Here is a 23,765-nt window from a genome sequence, read left to right on the forward strand (position 1 = left end):
GCCGCATCAGGTTCGCGCATGGGACCGGCGCCCTTCGCGCCCGGCGGGACGGCTCGGTTCGGACCCTTCCGATGCCGATAGGGCCGGTAGTTCCCAAGCTTCGTGCGAGCGTGATACCGATCATCATCGAGCCCCGTGATTTCAGTGCCGACGGAGTCGCTCGAGCTCGGATCCACTGACCGCGGTTCGGTGACATCTGCGGATGGCATATCGGGGCGAGACAGAAGCGATGCCCGCTGATGTGAGACGGTATCCGCCGCCGTCCGGACGGGATCGTCTTCGGTGTGAACGTAGCGCATGAACATCGTGACGGTCTTGTGCGCGGTCAGCACCATGCCGACCTTCACGGGAACGCCCGAATTGGCGATATCGGTCGCTGCACGGTGCCGTATGCCATGCGTTCCCACGTGGGGCACTCCGGCGCGTTTGAGGATGCGTTTCCAGCCCGAGGAGTAAGTGTGCTCGCTCATCGGCATCATAGGATCGAAAATGGCGGGACATACGAACGGCGAGTTTTCGAGGCGGGGGGCGGTCGTCAACAAGCGGAGCGCCTCATCGCTCAAGGGCTTCGAGATATCACCGGTCTTGCTGTCGGGCCAGGTCACGCGGCGATTGGGAAGATCGATCCATGCCCATTTGAGAGACGTAATTTCCGACATCCGCGCGGCGAACTCGAATTGGAGCCGGATGCCCAGCAATAGGAAGGGATGCTCCAGCCCCCCGCTTTCGGCCGCGTCGAGATAGGAATAGAGCCGAATCATCTCGTCGTCGGTGATGTAACGTGTCTTACCTTTTTCGGGATATTTTCGAACGTGTCGGCAGGGATTGGAGCCATCCGGACGTTCGCCCCAAAGTTCGGCGAGGTTCAGCATCTTGCGCAAGGCCGCCAGCATGCGGTTGGCGGAAACGGGCGTGGCCTTCATCCCGGCCATGAGTTTCAGAACGTCGGCACGTTCGAGCTCTGGCACCTTGATCGAACCGATCTTTGGTTTGAGGTGGCAATTGATAATGCTCTGATTGCGCTTGATAGAGCTCGGTTTGTTGTGGTCGGCGCAGTGGTCCGCGATGAAGCGGTCGCAAAGTTCCGCGATCGTCATCGCACCGCGCAGTTCCTTCTTGGCGGCACTCGGGTCATCGCCTCGTCGAATGTCTGCGAGCCAGTCTTTCGCGATGTCGCGGGCTTGTTCGACGGTGAGTTCACCGAACCGACCGAGCGATGGCTTCCGGCGAACGCCGGCATTAGTGCGGTAAGCGAGCATGAAGACCTTGCGGCCGGAGGGGAGAACCTTGAGGAGGAAACCCGGCGTGATGGTATCGCGGATCTCGTATTCCTTGGCTCCTGGCTCAGATTGATCGACGAGCGTCTTAGTGAGTTTTGCTGTGGCCATGGTCGTTTCCTTCATCTGGTTTTCCGGGAGCCAAACAGGTGCTCCCAGCCATCCAGCCCCGTCGTGCGGTGGGAAAGAAACGGTGGATCAGAAGCTTCGAAAAGCCTATAGGTTCCAGACCGTTGTCGGGCAAAGACAGGTCGCCGGATACGGAAGGGATAAACCATCTGGACCGACTTAAAATCCGAAGGCCCTAGGCCGTGTGGGTTCGAGTCCCACCGCCCGCACCATTTCACATTTTGATGAGAAATCCGCGAAAAACTCAAATATTACAGATGCTTGCGGAGTTCGAAATCCTGTTTTTCGGTCATATGCCAATGGCGCTTTGAAAGCCGCTTTGAGGATAGTTTTCCGGGTATTGAGAGGGCTTTTCTCGTAGAGATTCCAAGGGTTTGACAAAAAGCCTTTCAAAAGTTCGAAAATCTCACCCTTGGTGGCTTTGGGTTCTTGGTTCTGGGCCAGTTTGTCGTTCAGTCTCAGCTTGTCTTCTTCAAGTTTTGCGATCTTACCCTCAAACGCAGCCAAAACCTTTGGATTTGAGGTTTCAACCAAACGCTCGATCAACGTATCTTGCTGTTTCTCAAGCTCAGTAATCTGCCGCTTTAGCGACGACTTGGCGTTCACCGCCTGATCAATACGCTGCTGCCAAGCGTTCTTGAGCATGGCCATTGCCAGATCGAGTAGATTCCGGCTGGGGGCCATGCCGCGCATGATCTCTTCAAAGCCAGCGTCGATCTTTTCGCCACGGATGCTTTTGCGGTATTCGGTACAGTCCCGCGTCTGGCACCAGAAATATGGATAGCGTTTGCCAGTGGCACTCTTTGACCAGCACGCCGTCATCGGACGGTCACAGCAACCGCACACAACAGCCCCGCGCAGGGGGAAGTCTTCGTTGATGTCCTTGCGTTTGGGAGCAACAGCGGTTTCGTTCTTTCGTGCCTGTACCTTCTCAAAGACTTCCAGCGATACCAGCGCTTCATGGTATCCCTTGCGGCGCGTTATGCCCCATGGCTCGTGCTCGACGTACCCGGCATAGATCACACGGTTCAGGATATCGCTGACCTTTTGCTGGCGAATTTTGCCTCCTGGCAGGTCCTTCGGAAAATCGGCCTGGCTTTCAAAGAAACGCCGAAGTTCTGCCTGTGAGGAAAAGCGGCCATTGGCATATCCCTCAAGCCCTTCGGCAATGATGGAAGCGACAGGTTCATCGCGTGTGAGCAGTTTCCCGTGAGAACCGGTCTTTTTGTATGTGTATCCAATTGGTGCGGCGAAGACGGCATATCCGTTCATCATCCGCCCCTTCATACGATTTGACGTTTGTTCCGCGTTCTTCTCTCGCTGATGTTGCGCCACCGAAGCCAGCATGTGCTCAACGAGTCGCGAGTCACTGTCCTCACCAAATTCGATAGATGGGCTTTCGAGGATACCACCTGCATCACTTAAAGTTTCACGCAGCGCGATGTGTGCCTGCACATTGCGGGCAAATCGGCTGATGTCGTCGATTATGACGGCAACAGAGTCTTTGGGATGTAACCGCAAGAAGGCGAGCATCCGATCCATTGCCGGACGGCGCTCGAATTTGCCCGACATGTCATCCTTGAACACCTCAACCACATCGTAGTCTTTATAAGTGGCGTATTCTCGACAGCGATTTTCCTGGGAGGAGAGGCCATCGCCTTCGCGGACCTGTTTCGCTCCTGAAACTCGACAGTAAATGACGGCTTTGGTGATTGGTTTCTGACTCATGATGCCTCCCTTTCTCCGCCTTGGTCAGCGGTATTATTGATGTGTGATTGGTCTGAGTATAACACAGCCGCCTCAAGCAAGGCTTTGAGGTCCAGCTCTTCTCCACAAGAGATTTGGGTTGGATTGAGTTCGAACCCCAAATCCACGAATGACAAGACGAGCGACCACAGCGTTTCGATCAATTCGCGCTTTTCTTCCAGCGAGACACCCGGATCATCAAAATACGGCAACCAATCCTGCCAGTTGAAGCGCAGGCTTGGTGTCTTTGGTGGATGGTGCGGTGCGGGTTCGTTCATCTCTGCTCTCTTTCTTACTCCTATGTTCCGATCATGCGCGGACCTCGCGCACGAACAAAAGGGGAACATATTAGGCATATTTTCCCAATTGTGGCAACAACTTATTGGGTTTACATCTGTGGCCCTGTGCGCTGGCGCTGCCGGTCAGACCGCTGTGAGGCACGTTCAGCCTCGCGAACAGGCCTGTGGTACTGTTCTTCGAGCTTCTTGCCCGAAATGTAGAAATCACGGCCCTCGGCCTTTTCAAAGGCTTCCTTCATCATGGATTTCGCACCGGACTCAGTCACACCATGTTGGCGTGCCATTTCCACAGCCGAGATGTCATACGCGCGATAGAAGGGCATGGTTGGCCCGTCCTGAATCAGCGTCTCAACCATGCGCGCGTGATGCAGGGCTTGATCATCACCAGTGTCACGCAAGATCGCTTCACGTTCCATCAACCCTTTACGCGTCTGGTTCATGCTTTCACCGTGACGCGCGCTGTAGATATCCCGCAGGATTGTCTCTCCGCGCATTGGATCAAGCGATTCATTGCAAGCGAAGGCATGCGCATAGGCGGTCAGCTTTTCCCGAAACGATCCTGATTTTCGGATTTCGCGATGGATAATTGCGGTGATATTCCAGGCCTCGTCAAACTGGCTATCGGTTAAGCGGTTGCCGGTATAGCTTTGACGAGCTTCCTGACGTTTCGGGTCTACATATCCTGTGCTCATGAGGGATTTCTTTCCTGTTTTGGTTTTAGGTCACAATATCTGCCTTAATTGGTCATTTTGGCGCTTCCAGATGGTCATTGGATGGCAGGTCATCTCTCGGGGCCTGACACGCGTCTGTCTTGGCCATCTCGCCGATCAACAGCGCGGGCAAAGTCGTCATGGGCATGATCCTTCAGCCGACCGCGCGTTCGGATGTCTTCGCCAAGCGATTCATATCCGGCGATTTCCGCTTCTCGGATCCTGTAGAGGCGTTGCGCGTGTTCATGGCGCGCCATCTTGTGGGCCTGCTGTTGATTACGGTCTTTGTTGAAGCGATCCGTGCCGAAGGGCGTCGGGTAGTCATAGGTTTTTGCGCCAGCTTTGCGCTGAAGTTCTTGATACGCTTTGCTGACACGCTGAGCGTATTCATCCTTGTAACTTTGTTTTTCATCATCGATCTGTTTCTGCGCACTGGTCAGGTTTGACCGAAATCGTTTCCAGTCCGCGTCTGTTTGTAGCAGCCGGATGGTTTGCTCTTTCACGGCTTCCAGATGCATCTGCTGCATCGCATGATCGGCGTCATAGCTCATGTGACAGCTCCTTTGCGTTGGAAATTTGCGTTTCAAAACAGTGGTCTGATACAATCTTCGGATGATTGTTTTTGAAGATATTCAGGATGTTGAGGAATGGCTGGAACCATTGGAATACGTAGCTTTCTGGGACGCGATTGAGCCATACCGGATTTTGGCGGCGGGTGACCGCGATCATTGCGACGGGTTGATTGTCAAAGGCACCGTCAAACAGGACTTGATCCTTGAGTGCCTCAAGGGGCTGGCGAGGATTGAGCTGACCAAGCGGCTTGGCCTCGTTGATCGCATTCCCGAACCAGTTGATGCGCAGTACATCCAATCGGTGCACTAGAGTCGTCATTGAACTGCTCCAGCGCTGATCCATTTGACCCAGCCACAGCGCCCTGAACGGGCAGGCAGCGTGACGGAGCTGCGGAAATTGATGAAAGTGCAGCTCGTGTAGTAGCGATCTGCAAACGGGTCGCTGGTGCCGTTGTCATGATAGGAATAGCTCCAGATCACATAAGGTGAGCCCGCGCCATTCCAGACCATCAGAATGATGGCGAGCAGACCGACCCAGATGAAAAAGCGAATGATCTTCATTGGTCGCCCTCCAAGCCAGTCGGAAGCGTAACCTTCGGATCAGGTTCCAGCCGTCCACCCTCAACGTGATTTTCGCCGAGCATGAAGCATGTTGGGGCAATCTCATTTTGCCGTACCTTGGGACAAATCCATGTCCCCACACCCGTGACTTGAAGCACTTGATGCGTGCGCGGCATGTTCAGAATTTCATCGATGGTCAGGCGTGGTTGTTTGCCTGTGTTGATGGTGTTGGAGTACGAGTTGCGATCCGAATTGATCCCGACGGAGTTCGAGATGGTTTTTTCGTCTCCGGCGGCTTTCACGATACGCTCAGCTTCCTCGACCGTAGCCACCTGGAGATACTGTTTGACCCGACAGTTTTCTTCAGCCGCAGCGAAGACCCTTTCTCCGTATCGCTTGATGAAAGCAGCGCGCGATACACCAGCCAAAAGAATGCGCCCGCCAGAGCCGCGAATGGTATTGAGATCGCGGAAAAACGGATGGAATGGACCAGATGGTGCTTCGTCGACAATGAAATCGGTTCGGCCAAATTTAGCCGTCAATTGAAGTCCAAGCAGCGTATTGAAGTGGACGGCAGACCATGTGCCGATTTGTTCGATAAAGCGCGCGGGTGTGACGAAACAGACAATCCACTTGTCCCGCAGCAGTTCCTCATGGGTGATATCGGCATCAAAACCTGCGTCATGAAGTGGCCCTTCATCGAACAGATCGAGAGCCGAGATTGCCGCTCCCATATGTTGATAATGGTGCTCCGGGTTACGTTCGCGCATTTCTCGGATTTGTCCGGCCAAGACACGCACAGCACGGGCTTCCGCTTCCTCCGCTGCGATGTCGGTAAACCGATCAAAGCGGCGGGTATCAGAGATGAAGTTTGATAGACCGCCAAGGGTGCAAAGAGCCGGATTTCGTTCAAGCAGAAAGCGTATTGCGAAACGAATGCGTATACGTGGCTCTTCTCGCCAATAGAAATTACGCTGATCGTTGTCAGGCTCGGGCACAAGTGTTTGCGCAACTCCCTTTACCAGCATCGATAGACCGGGATCATTCCGTCTATGTGCTGTAACGAGCCCGGACAATTCGTTCACTGTGATTTTGTTGGGAAAATCATCACCCAATTCATTATATGGGTCGATGGCTCCAAATTTACGGCCCAACTGCTCGGCCATGGCACCTATCTGGCTGGCGATCTCACCATTTTTAGCATCATTGATCATTTGGCCGCGTTCGCGATCTGCGATCATGGATTGAATCATGGGTAACGCCGTGGATGTTGTCTTCCAGGAGCCAATACCGCCCAGCACGAGGCCCGAAGAGGTGTTGTCAGGTTCTATAGTTGCGCTGCCATCATCATCGACGCTCAGGATACGGCGGATTTCATCGTGCCGTGTCATCGTTTCATCCCCGCATTGCGCAGAACATCAGTGGTGACTTTGCGGGCTTGCTTAGCTTCAGCGGCATCTTGGGTTTGGTCTGCAATTGTTCGACCGCGCTCGATCAGTCGGAACATGTCGCGAAAACCGCCGACGGCATGAGAAATCGCACCAGCCCAGATACAGATGCTGATCAGCCCAAATCCCCACCACTCCGGCCGGTCAGGCCAGAGCTTGTAGGCAAGGATCATCATCAAGGCCGCCATCAGAAACCGGCCATTGATCGCTGCGACCGAGGTGAATTCGGACCAGACCGATTGAGGGTGTTTCTGGATTTTAGGCTTTTTTGAAAACACATCCGCCTCCTAAAAGTTGAAGAAACTACCGCTCACCAGCACGGAATCCGCACCAGCGGCATCCAGGAAGGCTTCCCATTGCGGGATCAAACGTTCTTCTAGCCCATCAGAGTTCAGCGTCGCTTTCAGTTGGCCAACACCAAGCATTTCAATGCGGCAACCGGACAGGAAAGGTTGATCCGGCATGGGTAGATCAACGCTACCGTTCACGAACGCCTGCCCATCGACAGAGGCGCTCCATTCAACACCATCGGAAAACAGGATGACGGTTGTTTCTCCTTCATCACATACCCGCGTCAGAGAGCGGAAGAAGGCGATGATCGACGTGGTGTTTTGCGGGGTAACTGCACCATCAGCGACCAAGCTAGGCATCGACCGAAAGTAGCCGCCGAACTGTTGGCTGAGCGTGGCCGTGTTAGAAGCTCTGCTTTCAGTAACCGTCGCGCGAACATCGATCTGTCGGCGACCAAGCCCGACATCTCCGACCGAAACCATGATCAATTGGTGAGGCGTGTCCAGCCTAGTGATATGGGCCTGAACATAGCTTCCGGCAACGCCTCCCGAATGCGAGTCATAGAGAAATGTCGATGATCCTGAGATGTCGATGCCAAAGATCGTGCGCGGGATATTCTCTTGAGCATTTGCGATGCTGGCGGCGACCAACAAAGGCGCTGCGAGAAGTGTGTTTTGCAAGGTCATTTTTGTTCTCCATGTTCAGGAAGGCCGGTCAGGACGCGGATCAAGCTGTGCAGTCGCAGCCCGTCCATCTCATCCGCCATGTGGCGGCAGAAGCTCTCTTCGTTTTCGAACTGGTTCGGAATGGTGGCGATATCAGCATCGTTGAACGCCATCGCCAGCGGATCATTCAACCGCATCGGGTCAAATTTGCGCCGTGCTGCCCCAAGCTTGTTCTGCGTGATTTTCCAACACGCATTTGAGGCTTCGCGGGCAAACCGATGCTTGAGATCAAGCGGTATCTTCCAGCGCGCTGCTTCGTCCTCATCGCGCGCCGTGCGCAGCTTGATCATCGCTTCTTTCAGCGAGTCACACGAAGCTTTCACCTCTTTGCTGATCGGAGGCGTTTGGGTCAGCAGATTGAAGCTTTGCAATGCCCGCCCCAGGCAGAAGGACGCGAGATAGATTGTGATGATCATTCCGAAGGAAAGGCCGAGAAACAAAAGACCATTCGGAATAATGCCGATCCAATCGGCGAAGCCGGTTGAAGGTTCGGGCGCGGCGCTAACCTGTTGGTTCCCCAACGTACCCGTGGGGCCTGTCGAGATTGCGGAAACAGCGTCACTTGCTGCGCGCCAGGCTGAAAATCCTACCATGGATGACATGCCCAGCACGAAGATCAGCAATCCGATCCCGCTCAGTTTTTTGAGCCACCATCTGGTGAAATGGTCGCTCTCATAATGCAGTTTGACGTGGGCGGCACCAATCACGGTCGGAACCAATAATGCAAAGGCGGCGCCGGAAACGACGTGACCGAGGATTTCGACGCTGATGATGGAAAACATCAGAGTTGCGAACAGCGTTTCGGCAAGAACAAGTGTGACGAAGATCGCCGCGAAGAAACCAAGCGTCAGTGTCGCGACACGTCTGCGAAAGATCGCGGTTCGGACTTCATGCAAAAGCGCTGCAATGATCATCCCAAGTTTTTCAAGCCCATCAGGCGGACGAAACGCAGCCATCAGAATGCTCCCTTACTGTCGGTGAAGTGGTTGAGTTCAAGTCGGTGCTTCGCGGCAGCGCGTTCCACCATGTCAGGGGCGAGCGATTGCAACTGGGCGAATTCGGTTGTGACTTCGGAAAACAGCCCTGCCATTCGGCGTCTCCGCTCGTGGACGGGCTTGTTCAACTCGTCGCAATAAAGGTCGAATGCGTGCAGGATGACTTCATCGGCGGGCGCAAGGCAGTTCTCCCTGAGCGATGACGTGAGCACATCTTCCCATTCAGGAATACGGCGTTGCGTTGAAACCGGAAGCGTTTCATTCACCTGTTCGGCGCGACCACGTTTAAGCTTTAGCTCAGGCGGGTGCTTCTTCTTTTTCTTGCGCCCGAAGAGTGCGCGTTTGATGAGTAAGATTGCCATTGGGGTCCTCAAAAAAAATTGCGGATTTCCCTATGGTTGATAGGCTCGCCAAAGACGAAAAACTGTAACACGAGTGTAACTACGTGACCGATCAGGTTCAGGATCAGCGCTTTGGGCCCTATGCGAAACAGCGGTTGTTTCGTGTGTTGATCGACCTTGTTCATACAACGTCGAAACTAAGTTGGACTGGCCTCGCAGACCGCATCACTGAATGGCGCAATGTCAAGTTTCAGCGTCAGTCGTTCTACAGGTTGCGCGATGGCACACTTGATGACGCCAACATCGAAATCATCATCGGCTATCTTGAGGCCCAGCACGACAGTGGCATTCGTGATCGTCTGCATCCCGATGCGATTTTTGACGAACTCGCTAAACCTGCGCGGGACTACTACTTCCACATCCCCGAACCCAATGACATCGATGAATGGAACGAACAGATTTTAGACGAGTTTGCTGGCGTCTATTTCTGCGTGCCTGCAAGCGATGAAAACTGCTTCATGCCAACATCATATATTCGCCGATGGCTGCATGAGGAAACCCGGCAGAACAAGTCGGGGCAATTGGACATGGGAAAGCTGAATACTTTCATCCAACGGCGGATGATCCTGATCCTGCAAAAGACGCCATACGGGTATTTCTACGTGGCGGAACTTCCCTTGTCGGCGCTCTCGTCATCAAGTTTTCAGTCATCTTGCCAGAGGGTTTTCTATGAAGGGATCGGTGTGATTTCTTCCAACACCATTCAGGTTAAGCTGCGCGATTGCCTGACGCGGGTTGCCAAGACACATTCCATCGTCATCGGCAGAAAATATCAGCGATCTAAGCAGATGCCGCATGGGCTGAGCTTTCATGTGTATCATAATCAGAAGGACGTGATTGACCGGTGGCAGAAGTTGCCTAAGGCTGATGTTGAGGCGCTCAAGCGAGAACAGCATCTGAGCATCGCTTCTGAGTTTTTCCTGCAAGGGCCGGTAAGTGAAGCAACTACACCGCTACCAAATCGGCGTGACCACATCATGATGACCATCGCGAACGATTATGCGTATTTCAGGAAACCGCCGGACTTCCTTGCGAACCCCGACTTGCACTTCGTTCTTCCAGAGCTTTCAGACGAGTTCACAATTAGAAAAATATTGGAAAATCCGCTAGTTATCGGTACTATGTATGAGCATTAAGCCAAAAATAAAAATGACAAGAAAGCTCGCGTACTTCGAAGATCGCGGGTCGGATTTGAAGAGGTACCAACTGCTATTGGCAGTTTACTACGACAGGTTTGAACAGGCGCAGGCCATCCTTAAAACCGATCCAGATCAGCTAAATCTACAAGACCCCTACGGTGGCCTGACAGCGCTCCACATTGCCATTTTCAGGCAAAACCCAAAGATGGTTCGGCTGTTGCTCGGACAGCGCGAGATAGATGCCCAACTGGCTGACAACTTCAATCGTCGGGCGGTCGATATGCTTGACTACACGGTCAATCAGGAAATCTTTGAGGCGGTGATGGAAGCGGCATATCCAGATGAAATGATGGCTCTCGAGAACGAGGCATTTGAAGACTCACCAACGGAGTCGGCAGTCTTGAGGTTCATGCCAAAGAGTGAAATCTGAGACCTTCAAGTATGAAGTGATTTCATAACGAATGGGTTCGGTTCTGGTGTTCGCACTTCGACGACTAGGTATTCTTCCGGATCGAGGCTCTCCACCAAAGCCCCGTGGAATTCTCGCAACAATTTATAGAACTCAGCTTTCTCGTCAGGGGTAGCGACGCCGTTTTGCATTGAAAATTGCGCATCAAAGTACTTGGCACAGAGTTTTCGTTGACACTTGAGTATCTGCTTGCCCACCAATTGAGTCTCAGTGTTGATCGTAGAATTTTGGCGAAGCAAAACATTTCCCGCAGAATCAGATCGTGTTCCTCTGCTCTCGCTTTTGAATGCGAGGAAAAATCCATCTTCGACGAACTGAAGCACTTCAACACCATGGTAGGGAAATATTCTTAATTTTCTTGTCGTCATATCACTCTACCCTCCGAGGGTATGCAGTCACGATCCAGCCGTTTCCAACATCAGAAAGCACTGTGAGAAGTTGTGCAGTTTGGCCGCCATCTGGAACGTCAAACTCAATCATTTGAGGCTCGCCATTTTGAGAGGAGGAGACCGAAGCTTCTAGTATCGAGTCGACTATCGCCGTGGCTGAACCGAGGCCCGTGTACTTTTTGAACTTTTCTTCTCTAAGCCCTTCATGCCCCTCTAAAATATGTGCCAGCCGATCAACAGTTAGGTAAGTGTATTCGTCGTTTCCTCGTTGGGCGATTCCCACAATTTCCTTCTCAATCGGCTTATAAGCGCGACTATGGTTTCTTGCTTGCTGCATGAGGCCAATATGCAGTTTTTCAAGCTCTTGCGCGCGCTTTGAGTCTAATCCAGCGGGGTTATCCCCAGAAATATTGAAGGAGTCCCGAGTTCTCATAGCCATTTGTATTTCCAAGGCGCGCGTTTGATACTTATTTCTAGCAGCACTAAGCGACGCTTCGGCATTTGGTTTCCCACCCTGCGATCTGAATTTTTCATCAGAACTTAACTTGTGCCTGGCTTCTATGTTTTTTGAAAATAGCGACTGTTTTGGACGAGGGACAAATGACTGAAATTGCGTCCTGGAAACGGTCGATTCCGTTCGCGCGGCGATTCCGCCGTTACAGTTGCAGCCACCCTTGTGGAATGGTTTGGGAGACAATTCAAAATTTGGGAAATTGGTCTCAAAGTCACGCTTATACGCATTTATCTTACGAGTGATACGGCGCTTTGTATCTTCAGAAAGTACAGCACCATCACTCCTTGCTCTACACATGACTGAAAATGCGGGCAAAATCACCGCAACTCGTTCAAAGACAGGGAATAAATCCGCAATCTCTTGATAATTCTCGTTTAGTCTTTGTGCCTTGGCACCAACCTCCGTAGCCGGATCGTTCTCACGATATTGCTCTTCATTCCGCGCATCTTGCCTGCCATTGTACAGGCTGCTCTCGACCTGGATATTTATGTTGTCGATCCTATATTGCCCCTCAAAGTTTGGTGCTGCGGTCCCAAACCTCGCGCACGACAAGTCCACAGATCGAACTACGATGGCAAACCTGCTGTTCGCGGCTCTATTCCCATCGGGCAGTGACCATGAGCCTGTCGCGTTCCCGATAGATTCGACAATGGCGGGAGGATGCCAAAACCGCTTGGTAGCGCCGCTCGCGAAAGGGTTAGTGAGAGATGGCACGCCGTCACGATGCATAATTCCCTTCATTAGCCAATCAGCAAGATACATTGATTGCCCTACCGGCGTGGCAGCCAGCCACTCCGGGTAAAACGTTTTTCTGTCAAACCGGGTGTCGGTTCTCCCGGAGGGTACTCGATCAAGGCTAAAAACCGGTGGTGTCGGATTCGCACCATCCAGAAATGCAATGAATGCGACAACATCCAGATCATCTTGCGTGATCATGGGTACGAGCGCTCCACTTTCGGACCCCGACACAAAGAAGTCGCCGGAAGAAAATTCCATCAAATCGATGTCTAGCCAACCTTCGATTTCATCGGGATGGCGTTCCCGCAAAAGGCCCGCCACAGGGACTCCGTGCTCATCCAGAACATTGTGAATAAGTCCAACTTGCGAAATTGAATCTTCCAGATCGGCAATTTTGGAGCATTCTCGTTTTAAGTCGTTCGCCATTTTCGCTTGATGCCAAAGGCTGTTGAAAGGCGGGCCTAGAAAAAAAGACGCCTCGAACAATAACTCCACACCTCTTTGTTCCTCATCAGGCATCAGGTCAGGTAGCAAAGTGATGGATTGAACCACGCGTTCGACTGATTTGCTGTTAACTAGTTCAGAAAATGGAATTGGTGATTTAACCGTCAACCCGTTTTCAATCCAAGATTGATAAATGTTGCTGTTCTTGTGAGTGCCTTCGGGGATAGATGCGTACAGCCACTTAATCTCTTGGGGATCGCTTTCTCCTTGCAAGTGATGAAGTAATGCCGTGAAGAATTTGTTGCAGCAGTCCTCGCCGACCTCAATAATTTTGATACCCCGGAATTCTTCATTCTTTTTATCGAATTCATCTACTTGATCGCCATAATTTTCCGACGACGCCAAAATATCAGAAGCTCTTGAAAAGAAGAGGTTTGCTTTGTCGGTATCAAAAAGTGGATTGCCGATTTTCTGACTATAGACCCAGCCCATTAATTGCAGCCAATCCGGATCGTTGTGGTCTTCCGATGGATCAAAAAGCATCAGGGCAGCTTCGAATAAGGGGGGAGTTCGATTTCTTACCAGACTCTCAGCTCGCGCTCTCCTTTCAGTCTGGCTGCTCGGCGGCGAGCCTAATCCTTTTGCACTGAAGTAATCATTTCTCAACTTCGCTTGGCTGTTCATGGCGTTGCCTCAAAAAATGCACGTTGCAGTAAGCGCAATCTAGAAATTGCAGAAGCGATGCGCAGCGTTGCCGCACGAGCTTGGATTAAACCCGTAGTCCTCGGCCTCTTGTTCGCACAATATTTGCGCTGTGTTTGGTGATAGTTTATCTTCCCCAGGCACGCTTTGGTACCAACCATGCGCTCGCTCTAGAAATTTTCCCGGTGAGTAAAGAATGGTTGCGCTGTCAAGACACCACGCTTCGCCCGCAGGTGTGCTTTCTGCAACTCGACATGTATGACTGGGATAGCTTCTTCGACAACCCTGTAGCGCTCTTTCTTCGGCCCCCGATTGGGTTGGAGATCGGGCAAATCTAGGCAGAAAGTTGACTTCAGAATAGGCCAAAGCAATCGCTAAATATTGCTGTTGCGCTGAACTATCTGTGTCCGATTCATTATTTCCAACGTTTGCCAGAATTATGAACGCAACCGCAGCGCCGCCAGCGAACCACCATCCGTTCCCTCGCGGTGGCTGTCGCACTTGAGAACGAGGCGTTGAAACTAACGTCCTTGGGTAGGCATCGGTCTTCGGGGACGGTGTTTTTGCTATTTGTACCGTTGATTGATCTTTGGCAAGGTCAGCATGAATCTCTCGTTGTTGTTGTACAACAGTTTCAAGCAAGTCTCTAAAGTCTGCATTTGGTTTCGATTTAGTCATTCAGTTACAAACTTAGAGCTGCTGGGCGGGTTGGTTGTGTTTACGAAGGACTGTAGCGTCTCCGTCTCCCAGCCGTAAAGAAAAGGCAAGATGTGCGGGGGCGGACCCCGCCACTTGGCAAGGGAGACGCTGACGCTCTCCCGTTGCATCCCTCAGAACTTTTCAGGATGAAAGTTTCCAAGAAAAAAAGGTTTCAGATTCGAGAGAATAGTGTGAGTGATTGTAGATCAATCCGCCTCCGTAACAAATCTGGACGTTTCGATTTGCCAAGCAATAAGCGCCGGTAAACAAAGTTGAAATCTTGTTGTTCATCGGCACAACAATTTGGTTGTGGTCTGGGCGCTCAGCCGTTGCTTTGTCAATGAGGTTGAAAACGCTTTGCCCCTCTTCGCAAACGAAACTCTCCTTTCGAGTATCGTCAAAGCGCGATATAAGTTCGTCAACAGCTTGGTGGCTTTGTTGAATAAGCCAATCACGGTCTGTTAGTTTTGTGTCACCATAGGCAAAGACAACAGAGTCTGGACACAATATTTCTGCGATTTGCAGCAGTCTTTGGTCATCAAAGCCAACTAAAGCAATCAATTGCATCGGTTTGTCGGGGCTTACAACGCCTCGGTAGCCAATTAAGGGGGAGACACTGGAAACTCCCTTGCTAAGCCACTTCTCTTGACCGTCTGGCGTGCCAATACTGTAGTCCTGTGCCAAATTGTAGGTGCACAACGCATCAGCAAAGCGATTTGTCTTCTTCAAAGCGTACAGCGCGATGAGTAATACATCTCTTGGGAAACATGTGATATCAAAAACAATGCGAACTTCTCTATCGAGAGACGAAAAAATTTCGAAGAACGTTTTGTAAGTTGAAAATTGGTTTCTGCGGTCGCAAGATCGGGTTTCATAACGATCCGGTGGTGCGACTGCTGAGATTTGGCGATCATTTTCTGACAGGTCAAACTGGTTGTCGGCAAATCGAAATCCCAGGATTCGGTGCACGTTTTCTAAACGCGATGAACGGAGAAGCTTTGTCGATCTGGGTTCAAAACCATTCCAAAAAATAACCATCGCTTGATCCAGCTCTGGAGGACCATCAGCCCTCTCCCAGTTCGCAAAATCAGTTCTTGTCATTTTGTATCCCAGTCAAAAAGTGGCCCATCGCTATCAGACGCCTGATGGCCCTGAGCTCTTAGATTTTTCCGATAGGCATCTGGATCAAGCATCATTGTTCGAAGAACACTGTTTTTAAGAAATTTATAAGCTGAAAAACCGTTTGGGTCTAAGTTGAAGTAGGGCGCAACTCTGCGTGTCAGTATATACCTGTCGGTTCTACCAAAGCCTTCTTTCCTGCCGATCGAAGTGCGCGTGAACATAGAGTTTTGCACGCCGAACTTGAGGACCGCCGAAACATCTTCGTCAGGGAAATCAGAGATTGCAAATGAGAAGTACCTACGTTCTGAGGAGTTTGGGTCGATCAACAGCTTCTCAAAAAGCGCTCCCAGGGAAGCGATTAGATTGTGGAGACGTTTTGCAAGATCAGACGCCCCGTGTTCTTCAGCTTCACTAAGTTTGAGGCGCTCTAATTCATCCATCATAACCCTGCCAGCAAGCTCTCTCACGACCACATTTTGGATAGTTGGAGAAATGAATCTTATATCGGTCTCGCCGCTGGCCTTCATCCTGTCGAACATGATGTAAGCTGCATCAAGAAAGTATCTGGGGACTCCGGAGGAGATGTTAATTAGCTGATCGTATCCACTGTAGCTGTAGGAGCTCCGTGACTTCCTGGTTCCACCAAGGCCGCGAATGTATTCTGGAACCGAATACCGATACATGTCGTCACGCACGCGTTTGGCGCGACTTGGTATCTTGGATTCCTTGACTCTTATTTCATTCCGGATTTTCGAAATTTCGGCTTTTTGCTTTGAGTCCTCGGGGAAGAATTCGTCTGCATTGGCAACTTTTCCGGATTTCGATTTCTGATAATTGTGTAATTCAAGCCGCTTGTTGACCATCCTAGTTACCCGGTCTTTATAGAAGCGGGCGTTGTCGGACGTATAGATATCTATGGTGTGAATTTCAGAAAAATCATGGGAAACTTCAATTCTGCGTCGATCTAAGGTATTGAAAGTTTTGTATTTATATACTTCAGCTGACACTTTGAAATACACTCCATCGAGCCGATTAGAAATGTAAGTATTCAATATGCGTGTCTGCATCTCATTCAAGTAGTCGGCGTCGTCGATGATGACAAAAAACTGCCCATCGTCGGGCATACCTGGTAAACTGCGCCATCCCTCTAATATTGGCAAAAGGAAAGTCGAAAATCGTAGTAGGTTCTGTTCAAATTTCGGGGTTGTGGTCGGGTCTTCAAGAATCCGATCCAAATAGGTCAGGCTAGTCGAGTAAAGGGCCGCTAGCTTTGTTTTCAAGAATGAAAAGAGCTGGTAGTAGTCACCTGTCTTGTGCTCCCCGAAGTCGAACTGGGATGAGATAGCTTGATAGAGCTCGGACTCTTCGATGTTGCCAGTCTTACCACGAAGAAATTCAAGCGTGCCCTTCTTCTGACAGCGAGAAATTGTCTTAAGCAAAATTACCAGTATTAGAAAGTGTTCGTTGATAGCCCTATCAGCAAAGGTTCCTTCAAGACTTTGAAGTTCAGGGTAGATAAGGTCTGTTTGTTTGATCGTAAGATATATCGAAAAAAAACCAATATCGCTGTAACTAGCCGCACTACTGTTTGTAGACTGTTTCCTCAGCGACTGACAATCCGGCTCCAAGTATCTGAGCATCATGCTCTTTCCCGACCCGCGTGCCCCAACGATCATTGTGTGACCAGGTGAGTGAACGGTGTCAGCCCCTGGCATTTCACTCACATAGAGTTGAACAACTTCTTGGGCGCTGAGTGCTTCTGGTGTATGCACTCTGAAGGGGTTTTCAGAAATTGAAATCATTGTGCATCTCCCGTGTTCTTCGGCTTGAAAAATCCCGTCACCACATCAAGTATACTTGGCTTCTTACCTGTATTTTTTACGTCGCTTGCCTCTTTCTTTTCCTTTTCGCCCTCGTTTGGCTTTAGTATATCTATCAACCGCTGTGCGGTTAGGGGACCGCCTCCACGAAAATCACCTATGTCCTTACTTAGGTTGAAGATTTGAGCATCTCCTATTCTAGGGTAGCCATCATCCTCCAAATAAAAGCGTATATGCTCTTTTCGTTGGTCGATTTGGTCTTCATCGCCATCTGGCTTCGCGAAGATCAGAATTTCGACGTGTACTTTTTTAAGCTCAAATCCTGGGAAAAACCGTGAACAATAGATGCATTCGAGCCATGTCTTTACCGCACGGCTGTAAATCTCATCGAGCAAATACTCTTCTTGGTCACCTTTTCCCAATGGTTTCAGAAATAAGTCTTCGTTGAATGCAAAGCTCAGCCTAACTGAACTGGATGAAATTTCGGGTGCAATGGAGTGAAGTCCTCCCGCATAAATATGAAATATTTCGTTTTCTTTAGGCACTTGGTCCAAGGCCAACAGCGTTCGTGCTGCTCTATCTGGATCCTCAGCCAGTTCATCTGAAACGCGTAGCAAGGCTGCCAGAAAACGGGGCCTTACGTGCTGGTTGTTCCAGGGCCCATCGGGTTCAAGACGCCCAATAGTGTTCTTATCGTTACCAATTTTTCCGCCATGTGCGGAAGCGATTTGCTCTGCTAGAGACTTGTCGAAGGAATCGAAAGCAAGTTCAGCGATAGCTTTCTTCCAAATTGCTGGAATTCGTTTCTCGTGCTTTTCCCGTCCTTTTATGTTTGCGATGTCGTGAATTTGAATTGCTACAAGAAGAATGAACATTTCGTAGCTACTCAATTCGACAGGGCATTGATCTACGAGGATGGACGCGACCTCGCCAACTCTGGCGATATGCGCCGGTCCATGACCGGTCAGTAGTCCACCATCAGCAACCGAAGCGCCTTGGACAACCGACTCGTGGATCGGTTTAAGATTTTCCTTTACAAAGTCATACTTTTTGAACAGGTCGGGTGCGGTCTGTTCGAGTTCTCTTTCAATTTGGTTATTGTTTGCGCTCACTAATTTGCCCCGTCGCGTATCTTTGAAATAACTTCTTTTGCCATTAATGGGGGAACAGCGTTCCCCACTTGTTGTTGCCGTTTGCCAATTGAGCCACAAAACACATACGAGTCTGGGAAAGATTGAAGCCTGGCAGCTTCTCGTATCGACAAGCCTCGATGTTGAGTCGGGTGTATCAGCATATTTTTTCTAAAGTTTCCTACAACTTTTGCGGGCAAGTTGCTAGATAACCGATGGTAGATTCCCGTGTGACATCTCGTGACATCGCTATAGTTTCCCATCAGTTCCATTGGAATCGAGCGCCAGTTTCCGCCTTGCGGAACATGTTTGTATCGCTCGATGATATGTCCGGCGTTGTTGGTAACAAGATGACCACTGCACTCTTTGAGTGCCCCGCGGAGCTCTGCGGCGTAGCGCGACACAGCTGGAGAGCCGTATGTGCAGACGTCAGTTGAAGCACCTATCTCTAAATGAGGGAGATCAGAGATTGCGTCGTTCACAGTTGGTTGGGGTGCTTCGACGAAGGAAAATTCTGCTATGGGCTTCTGGGTCGCAACGACAAACAATCTCGTTCTGTGTTGGGGCAAGCCAACCATAGCACCCGAGACGACCACGACCGTCGTTGTATAGCCGACTTGTTCGAAGCGATTTACCAGCTCTTCAAGATACTTGCGTCGGCTCCCTATTCCGAGGCCATGGACGTTTTCAACAACGACTGCAAAAGGGCGTTTCACTTTTGCAACCTCTACTGGAACAAACAGCAAGTTGTTGAGGGGGTTGTCGTCTGTTCGTGTGCGTTGATTGGACGTGGAGAAAGATTGGCAGGGAGGGCCTGCGACCAAGAGATCGCAGTCGGGCAGTGATTCAGAAAAGGTTGTGTCAACCTTGCTTAGGTCTTTTTGTGCGACACGCGCTTGAGGGAAGTTTCGCTGAAAAGTTGCGACGGCGTTGGTGTCGAAATCAATGCCGGCCAAGACCTCCAATCCGGCCGCTTCAGCCCCTGCAGAAAGTCCTCCGCTTCCGCTGAACAAATCCACTACTCGCATTTCCGCCCCGTGTTATTAATTTCCGCCCCACCGCAGAGCCTTGAAGCAGCTAAGAGTTTGAATGCGATTGGGCCAGTTTTGGTGACGATACACATTGTTACCTGGTGAGGCGAGACCTGAAAGTCCCGAAAATGGCGGTGTTTGTAGGGATTGTGAGTTGTTTGAGTTTGCCAAGATGTGTTCGTTGAGGTGACAGGTTGGCTGCCGAATTGACCGTGTCGGCGTGTGGTCACACGCTTGGGAACCTATCATTCCAGCTTGCATCAAATCCGGTGACGCTTTGGCTGTGGGTCAATCATCTTCCGCCGCGTTGCGGTCTCCCGAGAAGATGTTGACCCATCCCCGGAAAGTTTGATCGAACGTCCAATCCCTTACTCGCAGGGCTCGTCACGGATGCCAGAGTTGGACGCTCGCCGCTGGGCAGAGGTTCAAGCGCGGAGTCGAAGAGACGGCTTCGCCTTTGAACGAAAGCGAGGACAATATGACGATTACACTGCATGCACAGCCCTATGACATCAGTGCCAAGGGCTTCTATTTCACCAGCTCGGAGGACTATGACGAGAAGATTAAGAACCTGACCAATGCTTTTGGCGATCCCGTCGAAGAGTTTGAAATCCAGTTCATCGACGGCCAGCGGATGGATTGCGAATTGGCGAAGGCGATTGGCATCAACCAAGCGAATTTCGCCGACTTCCTTGAATGTGCCAAGGCGTGGGAAGACTGGCAAAAGACCAATGTGATCATAGCCACGGGCGAGCTGGGATATAGCTTTGATCCTCAGGACGATCCTGACCACTACGGGATTGATGTCTACGGCGTTAGCACTATGCGCGAGTTGGCAGTGCAATTCGTGGACGAGGGACTATTCGGTGAGGTGCCTGAACAGTTCCAATTCTACATCGACTATGACGCCATCGCCCGCGATTTGGCCGTTGAGTATTCCGAAGTTGAGATTGCAGGCGAACGCCTGATTTATCGCGCAAGCTGAGAGGGGGAGCAAATGAGCATTCTTTCCCACCAAGGCTATAGCGCCGGACATCCATGGTATTACCTGCTGGGCGGGGATATTCCGTCTATCAAGGCAATTCGTACCTGCGCGATTTTGGGCAAATATCTGGGCTGTTCCGCAAGTTTAATCTGTGAGGCGGACGCCAAGGCAGAGCCGAAACGCACGGAAGTGCTGCGATGCTTGCGTAACCGCGCAATTGAGGACCTGAGGAGCGACATCTCCCGCTATCGCGAATGCGTCCGTGAGTTGCGCCGGTGGCGTGACAAAAACCAGCAGGTAATCAAGCCGGAGTGCGGCGGCGTTCACACCGCGATCAGCCTCAAATTCAATCACATCTTGAACGGTTTTGCGAACCTGCACCGGCTGGACCAACTACCCAAGCAGAGAGACCTGTTCGAACTTCTCTAGCTGCATCTTGGGCTATTCATCAAATAGCTCAAGAAGCTCTTCGCGTTGCTCGGCGTGCTTGGGAGCGTTCTGCGATTTCAGCTTTTCAAGATTGATGAGCTTCCATCGCACCGCAGGCAGGTTTGCCGCGTCTGGATGACCGATGGCATCAAAATCCGGTTCGCAATCATGAAGGCCAAGGAGGAACGATTTCGCGCGTTCGTCGAGCTTGGCACGCACATCGTCAATCAACTGCGCGCGCGTTTCGATCAGGTCATCAAGCGGAACAGGTGCAGAGGTCATTCCTTCGAATTCGCGCGCATAGGGTTGATCAAGGTCGATCAGATTTGGGGAAAGCAACTCGTGCGGCGGTCGACCCGAACTAGCGACATAGATCAGAAACGTGCGAAACAGCGCATCTGCGAATCCTTCGTTTTCATAGAGCAGCTTTACATCATAAAGATCGCGCGGATGCTGCCGGTCGAGCGCGGCGTGAAGCTTGCCTGCAAAAAGGTCTTCAAAGGCCACGACCTGAATTTCTGCAAAACCGAACCGATCTTCCACCGCTTCGCTGACGGGGAGAATTTCAGGATCGTTCACAACGCCACGCGTGACAGGTGATGTTTCGACTTTTACCTCAACGCCGCCGCGCCGCACCAGAACGCGCGTATCGCCACCGCCGCCACCGCTAATCCGCGTGGCCGTCGTGCCCGAAACGTTGGCGGCAATATCTTCTGCGATCCGGTCGAGACCTGCGTCGATTTCTGCCAGACTTTCGGCCCGGTCCTTAACCGGTAGATAGGTGAGATCGATATCAACCGATAGACGTGGCAAATCGCGATAAAACAGGTTGATGGCAGTCCCACCCTTGAGCGCGAACATGTCTTCCTTGGCGACATAGGGCAAGACGCCAACCAACAACTCCACCTGCGCAGCATAGATATTACTGTCCATCTTGTTCCTCTCTTGGATGCGGTAGGAACTCTGATGGAACAGTGATCCGGAATTTTGGGTGCAGCTTGCCACCCTTTACAAATGACCGATCCCCCGATCCGAGATTGACCGAGGTTTCGTCGATGTGTTTGCGCCACGCATGGTCATGTCGATCAGCAAAGACGAAGAACAACCGCTTGACCTGAATGCTGTTGCAGGCTTTCAAGGTCGCCATCATGCGACGCGGACGCAAATTCACAAGCCCCTGGAACATCATGTCGATGTTGTGAAAACTCTCATGGATCGGTAGCTCGTTCAGTGCTTCCAGTATCGCCCTTTCAGGTGAGGACAGTGTAAGTGACCAGCGCCACGGTGGCTGGGCATGTGGGCCGTCGTTGGGTTTCATCCCTGTATCCAGGCTGGTGTCAGGTTTGGAGAAGAGCTTGCGGTTGCGCAGTTCAAACTTGGCATTGGTTTGAACAGACTTGAGCCATCCCGGTATCTTATCTCCGTAAAGAAAGACCCGTTCATCTGCACCCATTGTTACATAGTGGCCATGGCCGCGACGCCGGAGTGCTGTGGTGCCACCGACATGAACCTTGTACTGCATCAAAACCTGCATTGAGAGAATCAGCAGCTCCCAGTCGGGGATTTCAGCAGCGCCCTCGGTCGATGACTGGACAGGCCGCCGGTATAGCCCATGCGCTTCACGTGTCAGCCAGCCGCTTTTGAGGTATTTTGTTGCGAGCTGCCGTGAAATCCCTTGTGAGCCAAGCCACTTGGAATCGACAAAGAAGCCGTGCGGGACGGATTCAAGCAGATTCCTTAGGTTTTTCTCTTTTTGTAACTCCATAGTTTACAAAATAGCACGAACGCAAAGGGTGGGCAAGAAATCACTTTGAAAAACCAGATTTTTGAAAACTCAAAGTTTGCAAAATGGCCGAACTTCAATGTTCGAGGCCAGAGTGATCTTCTAACTCTCCAATCCGCCGCCGTAGCGTCCATGGGTGGACGCCATGCAGCGCGGCGAGTTCATCAATACTGGCTTCACCATTCTCAAGCCTCTGTTGCGCACTCCGGATTTGCCGGTCGCTCACCTTTGGTGGCCTGCCGATCCGCTTACCCCGTTTGCGCGCAGCTTCCAGCCCCTGTTTCGTGCGATCTGAAAGCATTGCACGTTCAAACTCGGCCAAGGCGCTGATGATCGTGTAGATGACTTTGCCAAAAGGCGTGGATGTATCCACATTCAGATTGGCGATCTGGATATCTATCCCGCGCGCATGCAAGCGTTCCAGCTCATTCAGGGCGTCATTGGCGGAACGGTAGGCACGGTCCAGATCAAGAATGACGAAGGTGTCTCCGGGTTTCAGCCTAGAAATCACGGTTTCATAGACAGGCCTGACAGGCGCAAGGGCTGAGAGCTTTTCGATATGTAACTCGTCGCAGATGGGTTTGAGCGCATCGACTTGACGATCCTCACACTGGTCTTTTGTGCTGACGCGTAGATATCCTATTTTCATGCTATTTCAGAGCCTTACCAGATTTGGTAGGTCATGCACTTGTATGCACGAATCCGACCCTTTCTGTGTTTCGGCTAAAAGGTGTGGTGCGTTTCACCGTGAAATGCGCCAAGCCTTTGATATTCCTAACTTCTGTTTTCATTCTATCAAATCTGATAGAGGAAATACAAATATCACATAACCGGTCGGTTATGCGCGACAAGAAACTGTTAACATTAAGGAAATATTCACAATTTTCTGCAATGATACTGGCTACAGCAACGTTTCTTGCCGCTGGCAAAGACGCTGCTGCCCTCACTGCCGATGATGTGCTGAACAACATGTCCAACGATCAGGGCATCAGCTATGTCAACGGCGTGGTCGAGGGATTGGCAACTGCAAGGTGGTTGGCCGACAGGCCCGAGCCGTCAGGGATGCAATGCATCTATGAATGGTACTACCAGACCCCGATTGAGCCTGTGTGGAACTCGGTGGTGCAGTGGCTGGAAAGGCATCCGGATCAACAAGTGGGGATTTTGATGCAGGTTTTGATTAACAGGGAATGCGGGGAGTAAGTGCTGCAATTAGG

Annotated in this window: 25 protein-coding genes and 1 pseudogene; 5 read left to right on the forward strand and 21 right to left on the reverse strand. The window is 51.2% G+C overall.

Annotation, left to right across the window (positions count from 1 at the left end; genetic code table 11):
* Positions 1-224 precede the first annotated feature (224 nt).
* The 12 genes and pseudogenes from GOX53_RS03845 to GOX53_RS03900 form a co-directional block, all read right to left on the reverse strand.
* Positions 225-1,388: pseudogene (locus GOX53_RS03845) on the reverse strand (tyrosine-type recombinase/integrase); the annotation flags it as partial.
* Between the two features lie 177 nt (positions 1,389-1,565).
* Positions 1,566-3,134: a recombinase family protein gene (locus GOX53_RS03850; protein ID WP_171173681.1), complete on the reverse strand. Its 1,569-nt coding sequence runs from the start codon at positions 3,132-3,134 to the stop codon at positions 1,566-1,568.
* Positions 3,131-3,430, reverse strand: a complete 300-nt coding sequence (locus GOX53_RS03855) for a hypothetical protein (RefSeq protein ID WP_171173682.1) — start codon at positions 3,428-3,430, stop codon at positions 3,131-3,133. The genes GOX53_RS03850 and GOX53_RS03855 overlap by 4 nt, the downstream gene beginning before the upstream one ends.
* Positions 3,431-3,540: 110 nt before the next feature.
* Positions 3,541-4,143, reverse strand: a complete 603-nt coding sequence (locus tag GOX53_RS03860) for a hypothetical protein (protein ID WP_171173683.1) — start codon at positions 4,141-4,143, stop codon at positions 3,541-3,543.
* 89 nt (positions 4,144-4,232) lie between these two features.
* A complete protein-coding gene (locus tag GOX53_RS03865; protein ID WP_171173684.1) occupies positions 4,233-4,712 on the reverse strand; it encodes a hypothetical protein in 480 nt (159 codons plus the stop codon).
* Entirely contained in the window at positions 4,702-5,052 is a 351-nt protein-coding gene (locus tag GOX53_RS03870) for a hypothetical protein (protein ID WP_171173685.1), read from the reverse strand. Before GOX53_RS03870 ends, GOX53_RS03865 begins: the two co-directional genes overlap by 11 nt.
* On the reverse strand, positions 5,049-5,294 hold the full coding sequence (locus tag GOX53_RS03875) for a hypothetical protein (RefSeq protein ID WP_171173686.1): 246 nt from the start codon (positions 5,292-5,294) through the stop codon (positions 5,049-5,051). Before GOX53_RS03875 ends, GOX53_RS03870 begins: the two co-directional genes overlap by 4 nt.
* Complete coding sequence (locus GOX53_RS03880; protein WP_171173687.1) at positions 5,291-6,685, reverse strand: type IV secretory system conjugative DNA transfer family protein; 1,395 nt, start codon at positions 6,683-6,685, stop codon at positions 5,291-5,293. Before GOX53_RS03880 ends, GOX53_RS03875 begins: the two co-directional genes overlap by 4 nt.
* A complete protein-coding gene (locus GOX53_RS03885) occupies positions 6,682-6,918 on the reverse strand; it encodes a hypothetical protein (RefSeq protein WP_171173688.1) in 237 nt (78 codons plus the stop codon). The genes GOX53_RS03880 and GOX53_RS03885 overlap by 4 nt, the downstream gene beginning before the upstream one ends.
* Positions 6,919-7,029: 111 nt before the next feature.
* Complete coding sequence (locus GOX53_RS03890) at positions 7,030-7,719, reverse strand: hypothetical protein (protein WP_171173689.1); 690 nt, start codon at positions 7,717-7,719, stop codon at positions 7,030-7,032.
* Positions 7,716-8,714 carry a hypothetical protein gene (locus tag GOX53_RS03895; protein ID WP_171173690.1) on the reverse strand — a complete coding sequence of 333 codons (999 nt, stop codon included), beginning with the start codon at positions 8,712-8,714 and terminating at the stop codon, positions 7,716-7,718. Before GOX53_RS03895 ends, GOX53_RS03890 begins: the two co-directional genes overlap by 4 nt.
* Positions 8,714-9,115 carry a hypothetical protein gene (locus GOX53_RS03900; RefSeq protein WP_171173691.1) on the reverse strand — a complete coding sequence of 134 codons (402 nt, stop codon included), beginning with the start codon at positions 9,113-9,115 and terminating at the stop codon, positions 8,714-8,716. The genes GOX53_RS03895 and GOX53_RS03900 overlap by 1 nt, the downstream gene beginning before the upstream one ends.
* A gap of 83 nt (positions 9,116-9,198) precedes the next feature.
* Between GOX53_RS03900 and GOX53_RS03905 the strand changes: the two genes are divergently transcribed.
* Positions 9,199-10,290, forward strand: a complete 1,092-nt coding sequence (locus tag GOX53_RS03905; protein WP_171173692.1) for a hypothetical protein — start codon at positions 9,199-9,201, stop codon at positions 10,288-10,290.
* Positions 10,280-10,723: an ankyrin repeat domain-containing protein gene (locus tag GOX53_RS03910; RefSeq protein ID WP_171173693.1), complete on the forward strand. Its 444-nt coding sequence runs from the start codon at positions 10,280-10,282 to the stop codon at positions 10,721-10,723. The genes GOX53_RS03905 and GOX53_RS03910 overlap by 11 nt, the downstream gene beginning before the upstream one ends.
* Before the next feature lie 5 nt (positions 10,724-10,728).
* On the opposite strand, the gene GOX53_RS03915 is transcribed toward GOX53_RS03910, so the two are convergent.
* The 6 genes from GOX53_RS03915 to GOX53_RS03940 form a co-directional block, all read right to left on the reverse strand.
* Entirely contained in the window at positions 10,729-11,130 is a 402-nt protein-coding gene (locus GOX53_RS03915; RefSeq protein ID WP_171173694.1) for a hypothetical protein, read from the reverse strand.
* Between the two features lies 1 nt (position 11,131).
* On the reverse strand, positions 11,132-13,531 hold the full coding sequence (locus GOX53_RS03920) for a hypothetical protein (protein ID WP_171173695.1): 2,400 nt from the start codon (positions 13,529-13,531) through the stop codon (positions 11,132-11,134).
* Positions 13,532-14,389: 858 nt separating this feature from the next.
* Positions 14,390-15,349: a hypothetical protein gene (locus tag GOX53_RS03925; protein WP_171173696.1), complete on the reverse strand. Its 960-nt coding sequence runs from the start codon at positions 15,347-15,349 to the stop codon at positions 14,390-14,392.
* A complete protein-coding gene (locus GOX53_RS03930) occupies positions 15,346-17,172 on the reverse strand; it encodes a hypothetical protein (RefSeq protein ID WP_171173697.1) in 1,827 nt (608 codons plus the stop codon). The genes GOX53_RS03925 and GOX53_RS03930 overlap by 4 nt, the downstream gene beginning before the upstream one ends.
* Positions 17,169-18,302, reverse strand: a complete 1,134-nt coding sequence (locus tag GOX53_RS03935) for a hypothetical protein (protein ID WP_171173698.1) — start codon at positions 18,300-18,302, stop codon at positions 17,169-17,171. Before GOX53_RS03935 ends, GOX53_RS03930 begins: the two co-directional genes overlap by 4 nt.
* Positions 18,302-19,339 carry a DNA cytosine methyltransferase gene (locus tag GOX53_RS03940; RefSeq protein ID WP_171173699.1) on the reverse strand — a complete coding sequence of 346 codons (1,038 nt, stop codon included), beginning with the start codon at positions 19,337-19,339 and terminating at the stop codon, positions 18,302-18,304. The genes GOX53_RS03935 and GOX53_RS03940 overlap by 1 nt, the downstream gene beginning before the upstream one ends.
* Positions 19,340-19,829: 490 nt before the next feature.
* On the opposite strand from GOX53_RS03940, the gene GOX53_RS03945 reads away from it, so the two are divergent.
* Both GOX53_RS03945 and GOX53_RS03950 read left to right on the forward strand, forming a co-directional pair.
* Positions 19,830-20,336, forward strand: coding sequence for an antirestriction protein ArdA (locus GOX53_RS03945; RefSeq protein WP_171173700.1), 507 nt, complete (start codon positions 19,830-19,832; stop codon positions 20,334-20,336).
* Positions 20,337-20,348: 12 nt separating this feature from the next.
* On the forward strand, positions 20,349-20,765 hold the full coding sequence (locus GOX53_RS03950) for a hypothetical protein (RefSeq protein WP_171173701.1): 417 nt from the start codon (positions 20,349-20,351) through the stop codon (positions 20,763-20,765).
* 12 nt (positions 20,766-20,777) lie between these two features.
* Here GOX53_RS03950 and GOX53_RS03955 read toward each other — a convergent pair whose 3' ends face one another.
* The 3 genes from GOX53_RS03955 to GOX53_RS03965 form a co-directional block, all read right to left on the reverse strand.
* The gene (locus tag GOX53_RS03955; protein ID WP_171173702.1) at positions 20,778-21,698 is read right to left on the reverse strand and encodes a nucleotidyl transferase AbiEii/AbiGii toxin family protein; all 921 of its coding nucleotides are present in this window, start codon (positions 21,696-21,698) and stop codon (positions 20,778-20,780) included.
* Positions 21,688-22,530: a type IV toxin-antitoxin system AbiEi family antitoxin domain-containing protein gene (locus GOX53_RS03960; protein ID WP_171173703.1), complete on the reverse strand. Its 843-nt coding sequence runs from the start codon at positions 22,528-22,530 to the stop codon at positions 21,688-21,690. Before GOX53_RS03960 ends, GOX53_RS03955 begins: the two co-directional genes overlap by 11 nt.
* Positions 22,531-22,624: 94 nt before the next feature.
* Positions 22,625-23,197: a recombinase family protein gene (locus GOX53_RS03965; RefSeq protein WP_171173704.1), complete on the reverse strand. Its 573-nt coding sequence runs from the start codon at positions 23,195-23,197 to the stop codon at positions 22,625-22,627.
* Between the two features lie 191 nt (positions 23,198-23,388).
* Between GOX53_RS03965 and GOX53_RS03970 the strand changes: the two genes are divergently transcribed.
* A complete protein-coding gene (locus tag GOX53_RS03970) occupies positions 23,389-23,751 on the forward strand; it encodes a hypothetical protein (protein ID WP_171173705.1) in 363 nt (120 codons plus the stop codon).
* Positions 23,752-23,765 lie beyond the last annotated feature (14 nt).

This window comes from Ruegeria sp. HKCCD8929 (assembly GCF_013031405.1).
Taxonomy (GTDB): domain Bacteria; phylum Pseudomonadota; class Alphaproteobacteria; order Rhodobacterales; family Rhodobacteraceae; genus Ruegeria.